This window comes from Acidimicrobiales bacterium (assembly GCA_035533595.1).
GTDB lineage: Bacteria > Actinomycetota > Acidimicrobiia > Acidimicrobiales > Bog-793 > DATLTN01.
Window position 1 is genome coordinate 1 of record DATLTN010000046.1, and the last position, 20975, is coordinate 20975.

Here is a 20975-nt window from a genome sequence, read left to right on the forward strand (position 1 = left end):
CCCACAAGGTGGGCTGCGCGTTTACCGTTCTCAACACGATGGCCTCGATCCGTACTAGCCCTACGGGTCGAGGCCATCATCCCAGCTGAGCGCCGGAATCGCGAGCATCGCCGCCCGACTTTTTCAGGTCGAAGTAGCTAGGTGGTGCCGGCGAGCACGAAGGTCTGCTCGATCGCACGGGCCGCCCCCGGCGCGCTCGCGCTCACCTGCAGCGCGAAGCTGTTCACCTTCCCCGAGACCGCGAGCGCTGGGAGGTCGACGTAGACCGAGCCGCCGCCAGGGACCGTGCGCACCGCGGAGGTGCTCACGGTCGGCACCTTCCCGCCGGGGCGGCCGACGAGGGCTGCGGAGAAGGTCACCTGGCGGGTGACCGACGAGTTGTTCTCGACGACGACGACGACGCGCAGCTGCGTGACCGGTCCGACGAACTGCGAGACCTCGCCGCGACCGGGGATCTGCGCGAAGCCGACCGGCACGGCGACGGTCGTCGTCGTCACGGGCACAGTGGTGCTCGCCGAAGAGGAGGTCGTCGTCGGGAGGAAGCCACCCGAGGCGCCGGTGACGACGGGGGCGAGGGTCGTCGTGGTGGTGGTGGTCGTCGTCGTGGTCGTCGTCTCCGCGGTGAGCGGCGGCACGTAGGCGTGGGGGGCGGGGACGAGCGAGATTGCGAGGAACTCGAGGGTGTTCGGACTGACGAGCACCGGGCTGTGCGAGAGCTCCTGGACGAACCCCGCGGTGGCGGAGGGCCCCCAGGCGGCGGGGGAGGCCAACCAACCCGTCGTCCAGCCGACGGCGAGGTGCTCCTTCGCGAGCCGCGCGGTGAGGGTCCGGTCGAGCTGGTCGGCGAGGAGGAAGTCGCTCCCCGCGGCGCTCGCCTGCTGCGCTGCGGCGCCGACGTTGTGGCTCGGACCGGTGGCGAGGCTCACCGCGTAGAGCAGCGACTGCGCGCCGGTGGCACGCGCCGAGAGGACACCGGCCATCCGGGGGCCGAGACCGTACGGCGCGGGCAGGCGCAGCGCGGCGTAGGCCGCCTTCTCCGAAGCCGTCTCCGCGACGAGCGCACCGATCGCGCACCGCAGCGAGCAGGCGGGGCTCCCCGCCGAGGATCGGACCTCGTGGACGAAGACCCCGAGGCTCCCCGACTCGGTGAGGATCGGCGACACCGACGAGAGCCAGCTCGCGCGTGCCGTCCGGCCGGCGGGCCCGTAGGAGTCGACGACCATGTTGATGATCTCGCCGAGGATCAGCGCGACGAGCAGCGCTCCACCGACGATGAGGACCACCCGGCGGCGCCCGCCGCGGCGCGGGGGCGCGCTCGGTCCGCGGCCGATGTTCCGGAACATCCGCGAGACGCTAGAAGATCCGAGCCGCCGGGTGCCTGGCCCCGGCCGGAGGTGGCGCTACTCGCCGACGGCGCCGCCGGTGACGCTGACCTCGGACTTGGTCGTCCGCCAGTTCACCGTCGGCCGGATCGCCTCGAAGTTCACCCGTTCCTTGTGGCGGACCGAGAGCTCGACGAGCGAGCCGACGAGCTCGTCGCTCAGCAGGTGCGGCTGCAGGCCGAGCTCGGGGAGCTTGGTCGTGACCGCGTTGTAGTAGTGCTCCTCCTTCTCGACGCGCGGGTCGGGGATCGACTCGATGCGCACGTCGAAGGGGGCGACCCGCTCGACCCAGTCGGCGAGCTGGTTTACCGAGAACGACTCGGTGAACTGGTTGAAGACCCGGTACTCACCGGCTTCGGGGGGGTTCATGCAGGCGAGCTCGATGCAGGCGAGGGTGTCGCGGATGTCGAGCATGGCGCGCGTCTGGCCGCCCTTGCCGTAGACGGTGAGGGGGTAGCCGACGGCAGCCTGCACCGCGAATCGGTTGAGGACCGTGCCGAAGACGGCGTCGTAGTCGAAGCGCGTCGCGAGGTCCGGGTGGGCGAGAGTCTCGGGCGTCTGCTGGCCGTAGACGATGCCCTGGTTGAGATCGGTCGAGCGCACACCCCAGATGCGGCAGGCGAAGGCGATGTTGTGCGAGTCGTGCACCTTGGAGAGGTGGTAGAAGGAGTTCGGCTGCTTCGGGAAGGGGAGGACGTCGGTCCTGCCCTTGTGGGTGATCTCGATGAAGCCCTCTTCGATGTCGATGTTCGGCGAGCCGTACTCGCCCATCGTCCCGAGCTTCACGAGGTGGATCGCCGGGTTCAGCTCGGCGATCGCGTAGAGCAGGTTCAGCGTGCCGACGACATTGTTCACCTGGGTGTAGACGGCGTGCTCACGGTCGATCATCGAGTAGGGAGCGGAGCGCTGCTCGGCGAAGTGCACGACCGCGTCGGGCTCAAAGCCGCGGATCGTGTCCATCACGAAGTTGTGGTTGGTGAGGTCGCCGATGAACGGCACCACCGTGTAGCCCGAAACGTCCTTCCAGGTGGCGACGCGCCGCTGCAGCTGGCGGATCGGCACGAGGGAGTTCGTCCCCATCTCGTCGTCGTAGTGACGTCGGATGAGGTTGTCGACGACCCCCACGTCGTTACCGGCTTGGGAGAGATGGAGAGCCGTTGGCCAGCCCAGGTATCCATCGCCACCGAGTACAAGGATCCGCATGCTCCGTTTTTCCTCTCGATCGGTTAGAGGCGTACCCGTACGCCCATGAAGCAGTAGCCCTGCTGCCTCCCCCGAAGCGCCGCCCAGGCGGGAGCAGGTCGTAACTTCGGCCCGGCCCTTGGCGGAAAAGCGTAGTCGAGGGTGCACGTCCCGGAGGGGAGGCGCCACTACCGTTGGGCCGCTCCGCCCGCCAAAACGGCGATCGGGTGGCACGGGGGGGATGTGTCAGTCGACGGTCAATTGTGTCTCGAGCTCAACCGCGCGGTCCGCTCGAGCGCCTTGCTGCGGGAAGGGTGCCGGCTGCTGACGCGGGGCGCCAGCCCGGCCCTCGGCGGCGTCCTCGCGATCCTCGCCCTCACCTCGCGCCGACGGACGGGGGCGGCCTCCGCGGTCCCCCTCGCCGCCGGGCTCCTCGCCGGCGCACTCGCGAGCGGCCTCGCTGCACTCCTCTCGCTCCCGGCACCCGGAAGCGGGCTCCACGGCCTCGTGGTGCTGGCCCCTTCCTCGGCCCTATTCGGTCTTCCCGACGCCTCCGTCGCGGGGATCGCGGCGGTCGTCACCGTCCTTTTCCTGCGGCGCGCACGGCTGCTCGCGCCCACCGGCGCGCTCCTCCTCGTGCTCGCCGCCCTGGCCGACGCCGCGAGCGGGACGCTGTACCCGAGCGCGGTGCTCACCGGCCTCGGGCTCGGCGTCGCGGTGGGGCTCGCCGCGGGCGCCCTTCTCACGGCGCCGCTCGCCCGCGCCCTCGGCCGCCTCACCCCGGTGCGGGTCGTCCCGCTCCCGATCGCCCGACTCGCTGCGCCGCCTGCGGGTCCGGCCGCCCACCGCGACGCCGTCGCCGGCGGCGGTGCGGTCCGTCTCCTCTCGGCGAGCGAGCTCCGCCCGAGTCCGGCACCCACCACAGCCCCGGCCGAGCGAGCGAACGGCGCAGAAGCGCACCCTACGATGAGGCCGCGGCCGACGGCGAGCGCCGCCGGCTGACCCGCCTGGGTAGCTCAGCGGTAGAGCACCTGCCTTGTAATCAGGCGACCGGGGTTCGACTCCCCGCCCGGGCTCAGAAGAAATGCCGCGCAGGGTCCCGCCCACAGCTCAGCTCGGGGTGAACCGCCACATCTGGTAGGCCGGATCCCCGTCCCGCCAGTGCGGGCTAACAAAGACGTCCATCGCGTCGCCGTCTGCGCGCATCGCCCAGACGCTGCCTCGGCTGGCCTTCACCAGTTCTCCGCGTGTCGCGCCGACCGCTGCGAACCAGACGCCGAGCCTCACCTGCGAGTTCGGGCACAGGCTGTCCGAGTCCTGCGCGAGCCAGAAGCCGAGGGCGTTCACCCCGATGATCGGCCGAGAGATGGCCGGCATCACGGTGCGCTGGAGGACGGCTCCGGTCGTCGCCGAGATGCGGATCACCTCGGGGCCCCGCTCGGTCGCGTAGTCGAAGATCCAGAGCGTTCCGCCGGCTTCGGCGAAGGAAGGCCGGGCGCCGCCGGAATAGTCGCCGTACTCCAGCAGCGAGGGGCCGACGTGGATGACGGGGCCGTCGCGTGTCACGAATCGAACGTTGTCCGAGAGGCCGCCGTTCTGCGGCGAATACGGAGCACCGTCGATGGGCGTCGACAGGATCTCGAACGAGCCGGATGCCGGGACCGGGAAGTGGGTCGTGTCGTAGGCACTGGGGCTGCAGCGGTAGGTCGCGGCCTCGGCCACCGTGATCGACGCACGCGAGGGTGGCCACTGGCACGGGACGTAGGGGTAGCGCTCGCCCGGGTAGCCCTGACCGGCCCAGGAGGCGTCCGAGCCGGGGACCGCGGCGCGCGAGACGTTGGACGTGACGACGTTGAACGCGACGGCGGCGGTCGTCGTCCCGCGAGCGACGCTGACGGGGAGCGCGAGCGCGAGCCCAATGGTCGCGAGCGACACGACGGCGCTCACCTTCCTCTCCCGAATCCGCCGGGACGCCGCGAATTCCCCGATGGGGCCTGGCCGCCTGGTCGAGGCACCCCGCGACCCGCGACGCCTTTGGGCGGTGACGATCCGTCAGCGGTGCTGCGGCCGATGTAGCTCGTAAGCCGGAGTCTCCCCATTGCCGCCCCGCCGGCGACACTATGCGCGCCCACGCAATGACGCCGAAGGCGCGCCCGTCGGAGGGTCGAGAGGCGCTACCGCAGCGTGTATCGGACTACGGAACCGGGTGCGGACTGTCGGGTATGGGTCCCCGAGGGAGCGCGCCGATTGCGGGAATCGACCGAGGCTCCGCCGCGGCGGGCCTCAGCTTCTCCTGTGGGTGAGGACACTGACCGGCGCGCCACGAGGCGGGCACCCAGCGCGCCGCGTCAGCGGTAGCTGCGGGGGATCTCGTAGACACCATCGGGGGCGGGCGCGTCGCCGTTGGGCGGCATCAGCGCGACCCGGTCGACGTCGATCGGGTCGAGCTCGGGCTCGGCGTACTCGACGTAGTCCTCGACAGGGATCGCCTCGTAGCCGCCGTCGGGGCGTCGGATGACGACATTGTGGCGCTTGCGCTTCCAGGCGCCCGGCGTCCCCTGCAGCTCCTTGCAGACCTTGTAGGCGACGGGGAAGGTGACGAGCGGGACGATGATGCACAGCACCCGGAAGGCGGCGAGCACGAAGTTCAGCGAGATGTCGAGGTAGTTCGCAAGCACGTCGGTGGCGCTCGCCCCGAAGAGCACGAAGTAGAAGGCGAAGACGGCCGCCCCGAAGCCGGTCCGCACCGGCCGGTCGCGCGGCCGGTCGAGGAGGTGGTGCTCGGCGGTGTCGCCGGTGAGCTTCGCCTCGATCCACGGCCAGGCGAAGATCGCGTTGAAGGTGATGCCGGGGAGCAGCACCGCCGGGAAGAAGGCGTTCGGGATCATGTGGCCGGGGAAGTGGATCTCCCAGGAGGGCATCACGCGCAGCGCCCCATCGAGCCAGCCCATGTACCAGTCGGGCTGCACCGCGTAGCTCACGTGCGAGACGACGTAGGGGCCGTAGAGCCAGATCGGGTTGATCTGCACGAAGGCCCCGAGCAGCGCCGTGACGCCGGCGATGAGGAAGAGGAAGCCGGTGGTCTTCGCGATGAAGCCGGGCCACATCGGCGTGCCGACCACGTTGTCCTCGCGCGCGCCTCGCCCGCGGAATTGGGTGTGCTTGTGACGCACGAGCATCCCGAGGTGGGCCCCAAGGAGGGCGAAGATGATGAGCGGGATGATCAGCACGTGGAGGATGAAGAAGCGGGGGATGATGATCCCGTTCCCCGGATAGTTCCCGCCGAAGAGGAAGAAGGCGAGGTAGCTGCCGGCGAGGGGCACCGACTCGAGGATCGAGAAGGCGATCCGGATGCCCGTCCCCGAGATCAGGTCGTCGGGGAGCGAGTAGCCGAGGAAGCCGTTCAGGATCGCGAGGATGAGCAGCGTCGAGCCGACGATCCAGTTGATCTCGCGCGGCCGGCGGAAAGCGCCGGTGAAGAAGACGCGCAGCATGTGGACGACGATCGAGCCGACGAAGATGTTCGCCGACCAGTGGTGCATCTGGCGCATCAGCAGGCCGGTGCGCACCTGGAAGGAGAGGTCGATCGTCGACTTGTAGGCCTCGGAGACCTTCTCGCCGACGAGTGGGACGTAGCTCCCCTGGTAGATGACGTCGTGGCCGGAGGGGATGAAGTAGAGGGTGAGGAAGACCCCCGTGGCGACGAGCACGATGAAGGAGTAGAGGGCGATCTCGCCGATCATGAAGGACCAGTGGTCGGGGAAGATCTTGTTCAGCAGGTGGCGGCCGCCGCGCGAGATCGCGAGGCGATTGTCCACCCAGCCGAAGAGGCCGTCGATCACGTCGTCCCTCCCCGCTCCCAGAAGCCGGGGCCGATCGGCTCGCCATAGCCCTTCTGCGCCCGCAGGTAGCCGCTGCCGTCGACGTAGAGCGGCAGCTGCGGGAGCGGCCGCGGCGCCGGGCCGAAGATCGGGATGGCACCCTTTCGCAGCACGAACAGCGACTGGTGGCAGGGGCACAGGAGCTGCTCGGTGAGCTGCTCGTAGAGGCCGACCGGGCAGCCGGCGTGCGTGCAGACCTTCGAGTAGGCGAGGTAGCCGTAAGGCCCCCAGCCCTCCCGCCCGGGCATCGTGGTGATCGAGTCCGAGCCGCTCTGCAGGTGGATCAGCACGGTCTGGGAGATCGCGCTGCCGACGTCGTTCTCCGGGAAGACGGTCGCGATCCCGCCCACGGCGACGTCGTCCACCTTCAGGCGGCGGCCGTCGATCGTCGTGAGGTAGGAGCCCTTCTTCCACTTCGTCACGTAGAGCTGGTGCTTGGGGAGGGGCCCGAGCGAGCGGAGCAGTGGGAAGACCGCGACCACCCCGAAGATCGTCGCCGCGCCGCCCATCACGACAGCGAGGAAGCCGCGGCGCTCGATCGCCACCTTGCCGCGGCTCGCGAAGTCCGAGACGAGCTCGGCGCGCTGCTCCGCGGTGACGGTCATGAGGGCGCGGGGCTCCTCGAAGGGGCCGCGCGGCATGAGGTACTTGCCCCAGGCGACGAAGGCGATGCCGAAGAAGCACATCCCGATCCCGAGGGTGCCGCCGAGCCAGTAGTTGGAGGCGGCCTGCCAGAAGGCGCCACCGAAGGCGCCGAACCCGGCCATCGAGATGAGGAAGGTGATCGCCACGACCATCTCCGCCCGCCGGGGGTTCTTCGCCGAGACCTGCAGCTGGGGGGCGTCGAGGGGGACGGTGCGCTCTGGCGCCTGGTGCTCGTCAGGCATGTGCTCCCTCCGTGGTCGGCTCGCCGGGGTGGCCCTCGTGCTCGGACTCGTCCTCGTCGGTCCGGTCACCGATCCACATCGCGATCAGCAGGCAGAGGCCGACGCCGAGGAACAGCCCGATGAAGCCCTCGGCCACCGGGCCGACGCCGCCGAGGCCGATCCCGCCGGGGTTGGCCGGGTGCTCGATGTCGTTGTGCACGTAGGCGACGACGTCGCTCAGCTCGGCGGGCGTGAGCGCGCCGGGGATGAAGCGGGGCATCGTCGATGGCCCCGTCTCGATCGCCTCCTGGATCTCGGTGGTGGTGAGACCGTGCAGCGGAGGGGCCGAGAGCCCGTTCGAGAGGGCGTCACCGGCACCAGTGATCGTGTGGCAGGGGGCGCAGTTCAAGGTGAACAGCGAGAAGCCCTCGGCGAGGTCGGCGTTCTTCAGGTCGGGCTGCGGGACGGGCACACCGGGGAGGTTGGGCGTGAGCGAGGCGACGTAGTTCGCGATCGCGAGCGTGTCCGCGCGGTCGAACTTCGCCGGCTTGCGGATCGGCTCCTGGGTCGGCGTCGCGAGCGGCATCCAGCCGGAGCTGACCCAGAGGTCGACGGTGCCCGCGCCGAGGCCGCGCAGGTTCGGCGCCAGCACGCCGCCGCCGGCGTTCACGCCGTGGCAGGTCGAGCAGGTCTCGTCGAAGAGCTGCTTGCCGTGGGCGAGCTGGGCGGAGGTGTCGGTGGTGCTCGCCGCGGTGAGCACGGCGTCGCCCGGCGCGCTGCCGGCTCCCCCGTGGGGGAACAGCACGAGCAGCCCGACCGCGAGTGCGCTCGTGACGACGAGGACCGGGAGGAGGCGGCGGCGCATCAAGAGAGGAGGAACAGGGCGCTGAACAGCCCGATCCAGACGATATCGACGAAGTGCCAGTAGTAGCTGACCGCCTGGAAGACCGGGGCCTCACCGGAGTCCCCGCGGACGCCCTTCATGCGGGCGAGCAGCGCCAGCATCGCGACGAGGCCGAGCAGGACGTGCAGGCCGTGCAGGCCGGACATGATGTAGAAGAGCGAGGCGTAGGCGTTGTCGTGCGGCCGGAAGGGCAGCGTCTTCCACTCGTAGGCCTGGTTCCCGAGGAAGGCCGCTCCGAGCAGCAGGCTCGTGACGACCCAGAAGCGCGCCTTCACGCGCTCGCCCCGCTCCTCGGCCCACACGCCGAACTGCATCGTCGGGGAGGAGGCGAGGAGGACGAAGGTGAACGCGAGCGCCTGGTAGGTGTCGAGCTTGGTCCCCGCCGGCGGCCAGACCGCGGCGTGCGCCCGGATCGTGAAGAAGGCGGCGAAGAGGCCGCTGAAGAACATGAACTCCGAGCCCAGCCAGATCATCACGCCGACGGCGAGGAGCTGCGGCCGCTGGAGATGGGCGGCGCCTGCTGGTGCAGGCGAACGGTCCACCGTTACGTCGGTCACGGCACTACTTCATAGTCGAGACCGGAGGGGTCACACCAACCAAGGCCCGGGCACAGATTCCGCCTCCGAGCGGGCCGGATAGGGTCGTGCGGTGCCCGGCGAGACCTCCCCGTTCCTCGCCGCCTGTCGCGGCGAAGTTCCTGCACACACCCCGGTTTGGTTCATGCGACAGGCGGGCCGCTCGCTCCCGGAGTACCGCCGGCTGCGGGGCACCGGGAGCATCCTCGACGCCATCCGTTCGCCCGACCTCGCCGCCGAGATCACCCTCCAGCCCGTCCGCCGCTACGGGGTGGACGCGGCGATCCTCTTCTCCGACATCGTCGTCCCGCTCGCCGCGATCGGCGTCGGGGTCGAGATCGTCCCCGGCCGGGGGCCGGTCATCGCCGAGCCCTTCCGCGCCGAGGAGGACCTCGCGCGCCTGCGGCCGCTCGTCGCCGAGGAGGACCTCCCCTACGTGATCGAGACGGTCGGCATCCTCGCGGGCGAGCTCGCCGTGCCGTTGATCGGCTTCGCCGGCGCCCCCTTCACCGTCGCGAGCTACCTCGTCGAGGGCGGGCCGACAAGGGACTTCGTGAAGACCAAGCGCCTGATGCACCAGGCCCCCGCGCTCTTCACGGCGCTCCTCGAGCGCCTTGCCGACCTCGCCCTCGCCTTTTTGCGCGCGCAGGTGCAGGCCGGCGCGGCGGCGGTGCAGCTCTTCGACTCCTGGGCGGGGGCGCTCAGCAGGGACGACTACCGGCGCTTCGTCCTCCCCGCCTCGGCGCGTGTCCTCGGCGGCCTCGCGGACGCCGGCGTGCCGCGCATCCACTTCGGCGTCGGCACCGGCGCCCTGCTCGACCTCATGACGGAGGCGGGGGCCGACGTCGTCGGCGTCGACTGGCGCCTCCCGCTCTCGCAGGCCGCGGCGTACGTCGGTCGCCCCCTCCCCCTGCAGGGCAACCTCGATCCCGCGCTGTGCGTCGCGGGCATCGAGGCCGCGGCCCCAGCGGCGCGCGCCGTGCTGCGCGAGGGTGCCGGCCTCCCCGGGCACATCTTCAACCTCGGTCACGGCGTCCTCCCCGAGACCGACCCGGACGTCCTGGCCCGCCTCGTCGACCTCGTCCACAAAGAGGGGGGGCCGGAGAGGTGACCGTCGGCGTGGTCGTGATGTCCTACGGGACCCCCTCGCGCCCCGAGCAGATCCCCGAGTACTACACCGACATCCTGCACGGCCGCCCCCCGACGATCGAGCAGCTCGCCGAGCTCGAGCGGCGCTACGCGGCGATCGGCGGCCTCTCACCGCTCAACTCGGTGAGCCGCGCGCAGATGGCGGGGATCACCGCCGCGCTGGAGCGCCTCGCGCCCAGTGGCTTCCGCACCGCCTACGGGACCAAGCACGCCTGGCCGCGCATCGCGGAGGCGGCGGGCGAGCTCGTCGCGAGCGGCGTCGACGCCCTCGTCGGCCTCGTCCTCACCCCTCACTTCTCGACGCTCAGCGTCGAGCAGTACTTCGAGCAGCTCGCCGAGGCGGCGGCCGCAGCCGGCCTGCCGCTCGGACGGGTCGAGCGCTGGGGGGCCGACCCCGTCCTCGTCGAGCTGCTCGCCGAGCGCGTGCGCTCCTCCCTCGAGGAGCTCGGCACCCCGGCGCGCTGGGCCGAGGTCCTCTTCACGGCGCACAGCCTCCCGACACGCATCCTCGCGGCGGGCGACCCCTATCCCGCCGAGCTCGCCGAGACGGCTGCGCTGGTCGCGGCAGAGGCCGACCTCACCCGCTTTCGCACCGCCTGGCAGAGCGCCTCGGTGACCCCCGAGCCCTGGCTCGGCCCCGACATCGGCGAGGTCCTCGAGGAGCTCGCCGGCGTCGGCACCGAGGGGGTCGTCGTCTGCCCGGCGGGCTTCGTCTCGGACCATCTCGAGATCCTCTACGACCTCGACGTCGTCGCGAGACGGCGCGCGGAGGGGCTGAAGATCGCCTTCGCCCGCACCGCCTCGCTGAACGACGAGCCGCGGCTGATGGAGGCGCTCGCCGGCCTCGTCATCGCCGCCGTGCCTCCCCGCTGAGCATGGCGGCACGGCGCGTCGCCGTCGTCGGCGGCGGGATCGCAGGGCTCGTCGCGGCGCGCGCCCTCGCCGCCGAGCACGACGTCACCCTCTTCGAGGCGGCTCCGGCTCCCGGAGGGCGCCTCACGACGGCGCGCCTTCGCGACCGCCCCTTCGACCCCGGCCCCGACGCCTTCATCCGACGCAACCGGGCGGGGACGGCGCTCGCCGCGGAGCTCGGCCTCGCCGGGGAGCTCGTCTCCCCGTCGGCTCGCGGCGCCGCGCTCTATGGCGGGCGGCGCCTCACCCCGCTCCCGAGCGGCCTCGCCGTCGGGATCCCGACCGACTTCCGCGCCCTGTGGGCCTCGGGGACGGTGGGGCGGTGGGGAGCGCTGCGCGCCGCGGCCGACCTGTGGCTCGGCCCCCTCCTCGGTCGGCATGGCGCCGGAGTGCGCGGCGACCCGAGCGTGGGCGAGCTGGTGGGGGGCCGCCTCGGGCGGGCGGTCCTCGACAACCTCGTCGACCCGCTCGTCGGCGGCATCAACGCGAGCGACGTCGACTCGCTCTCCTTCGCCGCCGCCCTGCCGCAGCTCCTCCCGCTCCTCGGGCGCTCCTCCAGCATGATGCGGGCACTCCGCCCGGCTGCCTCCCCGCCGCCGGCGGCCGACCCCCCGCCGGTCTTCGCCGGCCTCGAGCGGGGCCTCGGATCACTGACGGTGGCGCTCGCCGCCGACGTCACCGACCGCGGCGTGCGGCTGCGCTGCGCGAGCCCGGTGCGCGAGCTCGCCCACGCCGTCCGCTGGCAGGTGACGACCGAGACCGAAGAGGAAGCCTTCGACGGGTTGCTCCTCGCCCTCCCCGCGCCGCAGGCGGCGGCGCTCCTTCGCGGCGCCGACGAGGCGCTCGCCGCGGGGCTGTCGTCGATCCCCTACGCCGGCGTCGTGACCGCCGCCTTCGTCTTCTCCGAGACGGCGGTGCCAGGCGCGCTCTCCGAGCGCCTTGCGGGCCTCCTGTCGGCGGCAGGGGGAGGCCCGGCGCTGCCGGGGGCGGGGGTTCTCGTCGGTCGGGCGAGCGGCACCCTCGCCACCGCCTTCAGCTTCACCTCGACCAAGTGGCCGCGCTCTGCCCGGCCGGGGGAGGTGGTAATCCGCGCCTCGGCGGGCCGCCACGGCGACCGCCGCGCCCTCGAGCTCGACGACGGCGCGCTCACCGCCGCGCTCGCCGGCGAGCTGGCGCGCATCCTCGGGATCACGGCAGCGCCGCTCGAGGTCCTCGTCACGCGCTTCCCGGACTCCTTCCCGCAGTACGTGAAGGGCCACCTCGGGCGGGTCGCGGCGCTGCGCGAGGCCGCGGCCGCGCTGCCGCCGCTCGCGCTCGCCGGCGCCGCCTACGACGGGATCGGCATCCCCGCCTGCATCGCCGGCGCGGTCCGCCAGGCCGAGGAGCTCGCACGGGCGCTCGCCGGCTGAGGGCGCGGCGAGCGCTGGCCCCGGCGGGAGGGCGGAGTCTCGCCGGCGCGGGGCTCGCGACCCTCGGCGGCCTCGCCGTCGCGGCGGCACTGCCACCGTCCTCCTTCTGGCCCGCGGCACCGCTCGGCTGCGCGTTGCTCGCGCACAGCCTCGTGGGAACGGCGGCGCGGGGGCGCTTCCTGCGGGGGTGGTGCTTCGGCCTCGGCCAGTTCGCCGTCGGGCTGGTGTTCATCTTGGAGTTCAGCGCCGTCGGCTACGGCGCGCTCATCGCCGCCGAGGCCCTCTTCCCGGCGCTGGCCGCCGTCGCCGCCGGCCGACGGGGGAGCCCCTGGGCGCTCGCAGGCGCCCTCGCGATCGGCGAATGGCTGCGCGCCATGCTCCCCTTCGGCGGCCTCCCCCCGGGCGGCCTCCCCCTCGCCGCCGTCGGCTCACCGGCCTTCGCGCTCGCCCGCCTCGGCGGCCCGGTCCTCCTCAGTTTCGTGTTCGCGCTGGCGGGTGGCGCGCTCGCCCGGCTGGCCGCCGGAGGGGGCCGCGGCGTGCGCCCCGCCTCGGGGCTGCTCGTCGGGATCTGCCTGCTCTGCCTGCTCGCGGCGCTCGCCCCCGAGGGTGGCGTCGACGGCCCGCTGCTGCGCGCCGCGGCGGTGCAGGGTGGCGGGCCGCGCGGCTTGCACCAGGAGGCACAGCCCGGGCTCAGCGCGTTCGCCCGCAGCGAGGCCGAGTCCTTCGCGGTGCGCGGCAGGGTCGCGCTCCTCCTCTGGCCGGAGGACACGGTCCCGCTCCCCCGCCTCCCGGCGACGAGCACCGCGCTCGGGACGACGCTCGGTGCCGTCGCCCGCTCGCTCGCGACGACGATCCTCGCCGGCGTGACGGTGCCCGTCGGTGGCCGTCACTTCCTGAACGAGGAGCTCGCCTTCGCGCCGAACGGGAGGGTGACCGGCGCCGTCGAGAAGACCCACGCCGTGCCCTTCGGCGAGTACGTGCCGTGGCGCGGCCTGCTCGGCCGCTTCTTCAGCCTGCGGGCGGTCCCCTTCGACGCCCTCGTCGGCCACGGCCACGGCGTACTCGACGTCGCCGGCACACGGGTCGGGGTGCTGATCTCCTTCGAGACCTTCTTCCCCGGCCGCGGCCGGGAGGAGGCGCGCGCGGGGGCCGAGCTGCTCGTCGTGCCGACGAACACCGCCTCCTACGCGAGCCGCCAGCTCCCCGCGGAGGAGCTCGCCGCGACCCGTCTGCAGGCGGTCGCGAGCGGCCGCTACGTCCTGCAGGCGGCGACGACGGGCTATAGCGCGTTCGTGCTGCCGTCAGGGGCGGTCAGGGGGGTGACGCGCCTCGACGCGATCAGCGCGGTGGTGGTGAACCTGCCGACGCGCCGCGGCCTCACCCTCTACGACCAGGGCGGCGACCTTCCCTGGCTGGTGCTCGGGGCGCTCGCCGTCGTGCTCGCCGAAGCGAGCCGACGCGCGCGCCCGCTCGCCCTCAGGCGATCGTCGGGCTGAGAGGGCCCGGCGGCACCTCGGGGGCGCTCGGCCCCCCGGGCCCCTCGGGGCCCTCGCGCTCGTCTGGGGCGCGGTGCGCGAAGAGGATGCGGTTGAAGAAGGAGAACTTCGCGACCCAGAGCACGCCGTAGGTGAAGAAGTTGGCGAACTCGACGAGGATCGTCTCGGTGCGCCCCTGCAGGTGGTGGACGTGGGCCTCGTGCGAGGCGAAGTCCACGGCACCCGTCGAGAGGGCGAGGCTCACGAAGGCGATTACCCAGAAGGGGACGACCTCGCGCCAGAGGTGGGACTTCCCGCCCCGCTTCCAGGCCCAGGTGCGGTTGAGGTAGTAGGAGGGGCCGGTCGCCACCGCCGCGGCGAGGATGTTGGAGGCCGCCGCGGAGCCGACCTTCAGCACCCGGAAGAAGACGTAGAGCAGGACGAGCGAGGTGACGCTCGAGATCACCGAGACCATCGAGTAGCGGAAGAGACGCCCGAACTGCGGGCTCCGAACGAATTCGCGGGCGCGATCAAACAGTCGATCGGGCCTCTCTGACATCGGCCGGGAGTGTACCGTCTCGCCGGTGACCGACGGGATCGCCGCCTTCCTCCAGCTCCTCGATCTCGAGACGATCGAGACGAACATCTTCCGGGGCCCCCGCCTCCCCGCGGAGCGCGAGCGGGTCTTCGGCGGCCAGGTCGCCGCCCAGGCGCTGGTCGCCGCCGGCCGCACCGTCGAGCGGGGGCGAGTGCACAGCCTGCACGCCTACTTCCTCCGCCCGGGGGACCCCGAGGCGCCGATCCTCTACGAGGTCGACCGCAGCCGCGACGGCCGCTCGTTCATCACCCGCCGCGTCGTCGCCATCCAACACGGGCGACCGATCTTCAACTTCGCCTGCTCCTTCCACACCGACGAGGAGGGCCTCGAGCACGAGGACCCGATGCCGAAGGTGCCCTCGCCCGAGGAGCTGCCGCCGCTCGTCGAGCTCCTCCCCGAGGACACACCGGAGGGCTCAGCAATCGCGTACCTCGAGTCCAACGGCGTCGACCTGCGCTTCATCTCCGGCCCGCCGTGGGCGAAGGACACCCGTCCCGAGCCCCGCGTGCAGCTCTGGTTCCGGGCTCGCCAGCCGCTCGCCGACGAGCCGATGCTGCACGCCGCGATCGCCACCTTCGCCTCGGACCTCACCCTCGTCGGCACGATCCTCCGCCGGCACGGCCTCTCGCTCTGGCGCCTCTCCTATTTCGGCGCGAGCCTCGACCACTGCATGTGGTTCCACCGCCCCTTCCGCGTCGACGAGTGGCTCCTCTACGACCAGGTGAGCCCCGCCGCCTACGGCGCGCGCGGGCTGTCGATCGGCTCCCTCTACAACCAGCAGGGTCACCGCGTCGCGACCGCCGCCCAGGAGGGCCTGGTGCGCGTCAACGGCCCGCTCGAGGGCTGATGCTCGCCCTCACGGCCGCCTTCGAGGCGAGCTTCGCGGTCTTCGTGGTGCTCTTCGTCGTGCTCGTCGTCTTCGTCGTCCGCTTCGTCGCGAAGCTCGGGCGGCGGGATTAGACCTCGGCGCCCCCGCGGCGGCTCTCGATGATCACGCCGACGAGGGCGGTGATCACGAGGAAGAAACCGAAGATCGCCGTCCAGAAGCCGAAGACGAGCGCGAGGGCGATGAAGGCCGCTCCGAGGCCGAGGACGAAAGGCCAGATGCTCGAGCTCGGGAAGGCGGCGACGACGCCGGCGCCGTCGGAGGGCTCCGCGTGCTCGTCGTCCTCGGCGCGCGGCGTCATCCGTTTGGACCACCACAGGTAGTAGCCGCCGGGGAGCAGCCCGAGGAGCGAGACGGCGACGAGCATGATCGTCCCGCCGCCCGTGATCGTCAGGTAGACGGGCGAGAGGCCGACCGCCCAGAAGATAAAGGCGACGACCGCGCCGAAGGCAGCGATGAAGAGGAGGAAGTAGGCCTCGTGCTTCATCCGTGCTCCACCTCGGAGGCGCCGGCGGGGACCTTTCCGTGGCCGTTCGTGCTCGGGTGGCCGAGCGCGACGTGGTCAGGGTGGTTGAAGTCCCACACCGGCCGCTCGGAACGGATCGGGGGGATGGAGTTGAAGTTGTGGTGCGGCGGGGGCGAGCTCGTCCCCCACTCGAGGGTCCCGGCGTCCCAGGGGTTGGCGCCCGCGATCACGGGCTTTCGCCAGGAGACCCAGAAGTTCACGAGCATGATCGCCACCGCGATGAACAGCAGGTAGGCGCCGACGGTGGAGATGCGGTTGAGCGTCGTCCAACCCGTCGACTGGGAGTACTCGGCGATCCGGCGCGGCATTCCGTGCAGGCCGACCAGGTACTGCGGCAGGAAGGTGACGAAAAAGCCCACGAACATGAACCAGAAGCTCGCCTTGCCGAGTCGATCGCGCAGCATCCGCCCCGTCATCTTCGGATACCAGTAGTACAGGCCGGAGAAGCCGGCGAAGACCGCCGAGCCGAAGAGCACCTCATGGAAGTGGGCGACCACGAAGTAGGTGTCGTGCGTCGCGAAGTCGATCGGCGGCGAGGCGAGGAAGATGCCGGTGACGCCACCGAAGAGGAAGACCACGAGGAAGCCGATGCTGAAGAGCATCGGCGTGTTGAAGACGAGTGAGCCTCGCCACATCGTCCCGATCCAGTTGAAGAACTTGATCCCCGTCGGCACCGCGATCAGGTAGCTCATCAGGCTGAAGAAGGGGAGCAGCACGACGCCCGTCGTGAACATGTGGTGCGCCCACACGGCCGTTGAGAGCGCGGCGATGGCGATCGTGGCGAAGACCATCCCGCGGTAGCCGAAGGTGGGCTTGCGGGAGAAGACCGGGATCACCTCGGTGACGATCCCGAAGTAGGGCAAGGCGAGGATGTACACCTCCGGATGGCCGAAGAACCAGAAGAGGTTCTGCCAGAGCACGGGGACGCCCCCGCCCGAGACGGTGTAGATGTGCGCCCCGATGTGGCGGTCGGCCCACAGCATGATCAGCGCCGCGGTGAGCACCGGGAAGGCGATGAGGATGAGGATGCCGGTGACCACCATGTTCCAGGTGAAGATCGGCACGCGGAACATCGTGAGGCCCGGGGCACGCAGGTAGAAGACCGTCGTGATGATGTTCACGCCGGTGAAAATCGCCGAGAAGCCGGTGAGCACGAGCGCCACGATCCACATGTCGGACCCAGCGCCGGGGGAGTTCACGGCGTCGGAGAGCGGTGCGTAGGCGACCCAGCCGAAGTCCGCGGCGCCGCCGACGGTGAGGAACGAGGCGACCATCGTCAGCCCGCCGGTGAGGTAGAGCCAGTACGACAGGGCGTTCAGTCGGGGGAAGGCCATGTCCGGCGCGCCCACCTGCAGGGGGACGATGTAGTTCGCGAGGCCACCGAAGGCGAAGGGGCCGGCGAAGAGGTAGAGCATCAGCGAGCCGTGGATCGTGAACAGTTCGTTGTAGCCGTGCTGGGTGACGATCGAGCTGTCGGGGCTCGCGAGCTGGGTGCGCATGATCACCGCCATGCACCCGGCGATGAGGAAGAAGACGAAGCTCGTGATCAGGTAGCTGCGGCCGATGTCCTTGTGGTCGGTCGAGGTGACCCACTTGTAGAAGCCGCTCGGCGCGGCGTGGTGCTCGTGCTCCGGCTCGCCGAGGTGCACGGGGCGTTCGGCGACAAGGGTCATGACGACGCTCCTAGGCCGCTACCGGCCTGTTGGGCCTGCTCCGCGCCCAGCCACTGCTGGAACTTGGCCGACGACTCCACTCGCACACTGAACAGCATCTCAGAGTGGTAGAGGCCGCAGTACTGCGTGCACTGCCCACGGAAGACGCCGTCGGTCGTCGTCGTGAAGTCGAACTGCTGCTGGCTGCCGAGGACCCCCGGCTGCGCGTAGCGCGAGAAGTTGAACTCGGGGATGTAGAAGCCGTGGACCACGTCCGCAGACGCGAGGTCGATACGGATCGTCGCGTTGTCCGGCAGCACGAGCTGCGGGTACTCCGTTGAGGTGTCGGGCTGGGCGAGCAGCTTCGGCTCCGCGGTGGTCGCGATCTGCACGTGTTGGGGCTGCCCATTACCGTCGTCGTAGGTGAAGCTCCAGCCCCAGCGGTAGGCGAGGATGTGGATGATCTCGTTCGGGTGCGCGGCGACGTCGTCGATCTTGTTCTCGGCGATGACGGTGAAGTAGAAGAGCGCGCCGACGATCAGGACGGGGATGATCGTGTAGGTGATCTCGAGCGGGATGTGCTCGTGGAACTGCCGCGGCATCTCGTCCGCGCTCCGCCGGCGGTGGCGGATCACCGGCCACACGATCAGGCAGAAGACGATCACCGTGACGACGAGCCCGGCGATCATCGTCAACTGCCAGAGGTGGAACTCGGTGCGCCCCTGGGTCGTGGCGCCGCGGAAGGCGCCGAAGCTCGGCACCTGGCATCCGCCGAGGGCGATTGCCCCTACGAGGAGCAGGAGCGGGACGGTGACGATCCGCCGGAGGCGGGCATGCCGACCGAGGGACCGCCTCCGGACAGGGTCGGTGAGACGGTTCACGCGAGCGGCCACGGGGCGAGATTAGCGAGGCGCGCTCCGCGCCGGCCAACTGGCGCGGTGGGTGCTCAGCTCTCCTTCGGGTCCTTCTCGCTCTCGTCCTTGTCACCCTCCGCGAGGCCCTTGCGGAACTCGTGACTGGCGCTCCCGAGGCCGCGCGCGAGCTTCGGCAGGCTCCTGCCGCCGAAGAGCAGGACGACGACCACGACGATGAGCACGATCCCTGCGTCGGGGCCGATGAGGCTGGCGAGCATTGCGGCTCCTTCCACTGCGGTCAGTCTACGGCCCGGGCCGGCGCGCCACGGTGCGAGCCCCGTTCGCCCGGCACTCAGTAAGGTGAGCGGGTGCCGTCTCCGCTGCCCGCAGCCGGTCGGACGCCGCGCGCCCTACCCGCCGCACGGCGCGCTCCGGCCGCGGCGGGCTTGGAACGATGACCCAGCTCAAGACCACCGAACGCACTCCGGAGGGCGCGCCCCGCGCCGGGGAGAACGGCGAGGCCAGCTACCGCGGCGTGCCCGTCAGCGAGCTCCTCGCCGACTACCGCCTGGCCTGTGTCTCGCGGGCGCTCGATGATCGCCAGCTCGTTCTGCACAAGCAGGGCAGGACCTACTTCCAGATCGCCGGCGCGGGCCATGAGGCCCTCCTCACCGCGATCGCCCGCTCGCTCCGCCCCGGCTACGACTGGTTCTTCCCCTACTACCGCGACCTGACCCTCGTGCTCGCGCTCGGCGTGACCCCGACCGAGGTGCTCCTGCAGGCCGTCGGCTCCTCGGAGGACCCCGCCTCCGCCGGCCGCCAGATGCCGGCGCACTGGGGAAGCCCCGAGCTGCACATCGTCACCCAGTCGAGCCCGACGGGGAGCCAGTGCCTGCCCGCGGTCGGCGCCGCCGAGGCCGGCCGCTACCTGCAGGGCCACCCGGGCCTCGACCTCGCCTCGGCGCACGACGAGATCACCTACGTCTCGCTCGGTGACGGCGCCACCTCCGAGGGGGAGTTCTGGGAGAGCCTCAACACCGCCTGCCGCGAGCGCCTCCCCGTCTGCTACCTGATCGCCGACAACGGCTACGCGATCTCGGTGCCGAGCAGCGACCAGGCCCCGGGACCGATCTCCGAGCTCGTCGCCTCCTTCCCCGGCCTCACCGTCCGCCGCTTCGACGGCTGTGACTACTTCGCGAGCCGCGCCGAGAGCGCGGAGGCGATCGCCGAGGTGCGCGCCGGGCGCGGCCCGGCGCTCCTGCACGCCTCGGTGACGCGCCCCTACTCCCACTCCTCCTCGGACAACCAGGCCCGCTACCGCGCGCCCGGCGAGATCACCGCGGAGGCCGAGCGCGACCCGATCGCGGCCTTCGAGCGCGAGCTGCTCGCGGCGGGGATCCTCGACGCGGCGCGCGTCGAGGCGGTCCACGCCGAGGCGCACGAGCTCGTCGCCGAGGCGACGCGGGTGGCGATGGCCGCGCCGAAGCCCGACCCGGCGAGCGCGATGGCCCACCTCCTCGCCCTCCCCTCGATCCCCGAGCCGCCGGCCGCGGCCGCCGAGGGGACCGAGACGGTGCTCTTCGCCGAGGCGATCCGCCGCGTGCTCGCCGAGCAGATGGAGGCCGACGAGCGGATCCGCGTCTTCGGCGAGGACGTCGCCGATGGGCGCGAGGCGCTCGAGTACGACCTCGACGGCATCGGCGGGGTCTTCGGCACGACCCTCGGCCTGCAGCGGCGCTTCGGCCCCGACCGCTGCTTCAACACCCCCCTCGCCGAGGCGAACATCGTCGGCAGGGCGGTCGGCCAGGCGGTGCGCGGCCTGCACCCCTCTCCGGAGATCCAGTTCTTCGACTACATCTGGCCCGCGATGCACCAGATCCGCTCCGAGGCGGCGACGACGCGCTGGCGCTCGGCGGGGACCTTCTCGGTGCCGATGGTGCTGCGCTGCGCGATCGGCGGGTGGGTGACGGGCGGAGCGATCTGGCACTCGCAGTGCGGCGAGGCGATCTTCACGCACATCCCCGGCCTCATCGTGATGTTCCCGTCACGGGCACGCGACGTCGTGGGGATGATGCGCGCCGCCTTCCGCTGCGAGGACCCGGTGCTCTTCCTCGAGCACAAGGCGCTCTTCCGCCGCCGCGACGTCGCCGACCCCTACCCCGGGCCCGACTTCGTCGTCCCCCTCGGACGGGCGGCGACGGTGCGGCCCGGCGAGGACGTCACGATCGTCACCTGGGGGGCGACCGTCCCCCGCTGCATGACGGCGGCGGCGGCGCTCGCCGAGGAGGGGATCTCCGCCGAGGTGCTCGACCTACGGACCCTCGCCCCCTGGGACCGCGAGGCCGTCGCCGACTCGGTGGCCCGCACCTCGCGCCTGCTCGTCGTGCACGAGGACGTGCTCACCGGCGGCTTCGGCGCCGAGGTCGCCGCCTGGGTCGCCGAGCACTGTTTCTCGGACCTCGACGCCCCCGTGCGGCGCCTCGCGGCGCTCGACACCTGGGTCGGCTACGAGCCGGGCTTCGTCGAGGCGACGCTGCCGCGCATCGACGACATCGCGACGGCGGTGCGAGAGCTCACCGGCTACTAGCTACTTCGACCTGAAAAAGTCGGGCGGCGATGCTCGCGATTCCGGCGCTCAGCTGGGATGATGGCCTCGACCCGTAGGGCTAGTACGGATCGAGGCCATCGTGTTGAGAACGGTAAACGCGCAGCCCACCTTGTGGG

General features: G+C 71.5%; 19 protein-coding genes and 1 tRNA gene. 8 read left to right on the forward strand and 12 right to left on the reverse strand.

Annotated features, from left to right (window positions below; all coding sequences use genetic code 11):
• Positions 1–137: 137 nt before the first annotated feature.
• Both VNF07_08665 and VNF07_08670 read right to left on the reverse strand, forming a co-directional pair.
• Positions 138–1343 (reverse strand): hypothetical protein, encoded by a 1206-nt coding sequence (locus VNF07_08665; protein HVB06298.1) that lies wholly within the window; start codon positions 1341–1343, stop codon positions 138–140.
• Between the two features lie 57 nt (positions 1344–1400).
• On the reverse strand, positions 1401–2585 hold the full coding sequence (locus VNF07_08670; protein ID HVB06299.1) for an NAD-dependent epimerase/dehydratase family protein: 1185 nt from the start codon (positions 2583–2585) through the stop codon (positions 1401–1403).
• Positions 2586–2864: 279 nt separating this feature from the next.
• On the opposite strand from VNF07_08670, the gene VNF07_08675 reads away from it, so the two are divergent.
• Positions 2865–3566, forward strand: a complete 702-nt coding sequence (locus tag VNF07_08675; GenBank protein HVB06300.1) for a hypothetical protein — start codon at positions 2865–2867, stop codon at positions 3564–3566.
• A 3-nt stretch (positions 3567–3569) separates the two neighbouring features.
• Positions 3570–3640, forward strand: a tRNA-Thr gene (locus VNF07_08680).
• Between the two features lie 34 nt (positions 3641–3674).
• On the opposite strand, the gene VNF07_08685 is transcribed toward VNF07_08680, so the two are convergent.
• From VNF07_08685 to VNF07_08705, 5 genes are all read right to left on the reverse strand, one after another.
• Positions 3675–4511 (reverse strand): hypothetical protein, encoded by an 837-nt coding sequence (locus tag VNF07_08685; GenBank protein ID HVB06301.1) that lies wholly within the window; start codon positions 4509–4511, stop codon positions 3675–3677.
• Between the two features lie 401 nt (positions 4512–4912).
• Positions 4913–6406, reverse strand: coding sequence for a ubiquinol-cytochrome c reductase cytochrome b subunit (locus VNF07_08690; protein HVB06302.1), 1494 nt, complete (start codon positions 6404–6406; stop codon positions 4913–4915).
• Positions 6403–7332 carry a Rieske 2Fe-2S domain-containing protein gene (locus VNF07_08695; GenBank protein ID HVB06303.1) on the reverse strand — a complete coding sequence of 310 codons (930 nt, stop codon included), beginning with the start codon at positions 7330–7332 and terminating at the stop codon, positions 6403–6405. The genes VNF07_08690 and VNF07_08695 overlap by 4 nt, the downstream gene beginning before the upstream one ends.
• Positions 7325–8176, reverse strand: coding sequence for a c-type cytochrome (locus tag VNF07_08700; GenBank protein HVB06304.1), 852 nt, complete (start codon positions 8174–8176; stop codon positions 7325–7327). Before VNF07_08700 ends, VNF07_08695 begins: the two co-directional genes overlap by 8 nt.
• On the reverse strand, positions 8176–8772 hold the full coding sequence (locus VNF07_08705; protein ID HVB06305.1) for a heme-copper oxidase subunit III: 597 nt from the start codon (positions 8770–8772) through the stop codon (positions 8176–8178). The genes VNF07_08700 and VNF07_08705 overlap by 1 nt, the downstream gene beginning before the upstream one ends.
• Before the next feature lie 91 nt (positions 8773–8863).
• On the opposite strand from VNF07_08705, the gene hemE reads away from it, so the two are divergent.
• From hemE to lnt, 4 genes are all read left to right on the forward strand, one after another.
• Positions 8864–9901, forward strand: coding sequence for a uroporphyrinogen decarboxylase (hemE, locus tag VNF07_08710; protein HVB06306.1), 1038 nt, complete (start codon positions 8864–8866; stop codon positions 9899–9901).
• Positions 9898–10812 carry a ferrochelatase gene (gene hemH / locus VNF07_08715; protein HVB06307.1) on the forward strand — a complete coding sequence of 305 codons (915 nt, stop codon included), beginning with the start codon at positions 9898–9900 and terminating at the stop codon, positions 10810–10812. The genes hemE and hemH overlap by 4 nt, the downstream gene beginning before the upstream one ends.
• A gap of 2 nt (positions 10813–10814) precedes the next feature.
• The gene (hemG, locus tag VNF07_08720; protein HVB06308.1) at positions 10815–12260 is read left to right on the forward strand and encodes a protoporphyrinogen oxidase; all 1446 of its coding nucleotides are present in this window, start codon (positions 10815–10817) and stop codon (positions 12258–12260) included.
• A gap of 134 nt (positions 12261–12394) precedes the next feature.
• Positions 12395–13756, forward strand: a complete 1362-nt coding sequence (gene lnt, locus VNF07_08725) for an apolipoprotein N-acyltransferase (protein ID HVB06309.1) — start codon at positions 12395–12397, stop codon at positions 13754–13756.
• Here the strand turns inward: lnt and VNF07_08730 are convergent.
• Positions 13737–14294, reverse strand: a complete 558-nt coding sequence (locus VNF07_08730) for a GtrA family protein (GenBank protein HVB06310.1) — start codon at positions 14292–14294, stop codon at positions 13737–13739. The two genes, lnt and VNF07_08730, sit on opposite strands and share 20 nt — an antisense overlap.
• Positions 14295–14319: 25 nt before the next feature.
• Between VNF07_08730 and VNF07_08735 the strand changes: the two genes are divergently transcribed.
• Entirely contained in the window at positions 14320–15180 is an 861-nt protein-coding gene (locus VNF07_08735; GenBank protein HVB06311.1) for an acyl-CoA thioesterase II, read from the forward strand.
• Positions 15181–15289: 109 nt separating this feature from the next.
• Here VNF07_08735 and VNF07_08740 read toward each other — a convergent pair whose 3' ends face one another.
• The 4 genes from VNF07_08740 to VNF07_08755 form a co-directional block, all read right to left on the reverse strand.
• Positions 15290–15706 (reverse strand): cytochrome c oxidase subunit 4, encoded by a 417-nt coding sequence (locus tag VNF07_08740; protein ID HVB06312.1) that lies wholly within the window; start codon positions 15704–15706, stop codon positions 15290–15292.
• Positions 15703–17418, reverse strand: coding sequence for a cytochrome c oxidase subunit I (gene ctaD / locus VNF07_08745; GenBank protein ID HVB06313.1), 1716 nt, complete (start codon positions 17416–17418; stop codon positions 15703–15705). Before ctaD ends, VNF07_08740 begins: the two co-directional genes overlap by 4 nt.
• A complete protein-coding gene (locus VNF07_08750; protein HVB06314.1) occupies positions 17415–18158 on the reverse strand; it encodes a cytochrome c oxidase subunit II in 744 nt (247 codons plus the stop codon). Before VNF07_08750 ends, ctaD begins: the two co-directional genes overlap by 4 nt.
• A gap of 185 nt (positions 18159–18343) precedes the next feature.
• Positions 18344–18529 (reverse strand): twin-arginine translocase TatA/TatE family subunit, encoded by a 186-nt coding sequence (locus VNF07_08755; GenBank protein HVB06315.1) that lies wholly within the window; start codon positions 18527–18529, stop codon positions 18344–18346.
• A gap of 176 nt (positions 18530–18705) precedes the next feature.
• Between VNF07_08755 and VNF07_08760 the strand changes: the two genes are divergently transcribed.
• On the forward strand, positions 18706–20838 hold the full coding sequence (locus VNF07_08760) for a dehydrogenase E1 component subunit alpha/beta (protein HVB06316.1): 2133 nt from the start codon (positions 18706–18708) through the stop codon (positions 20836–20838).
• Positions 20839–20975 lie beyond the last annotated feature (137 nt).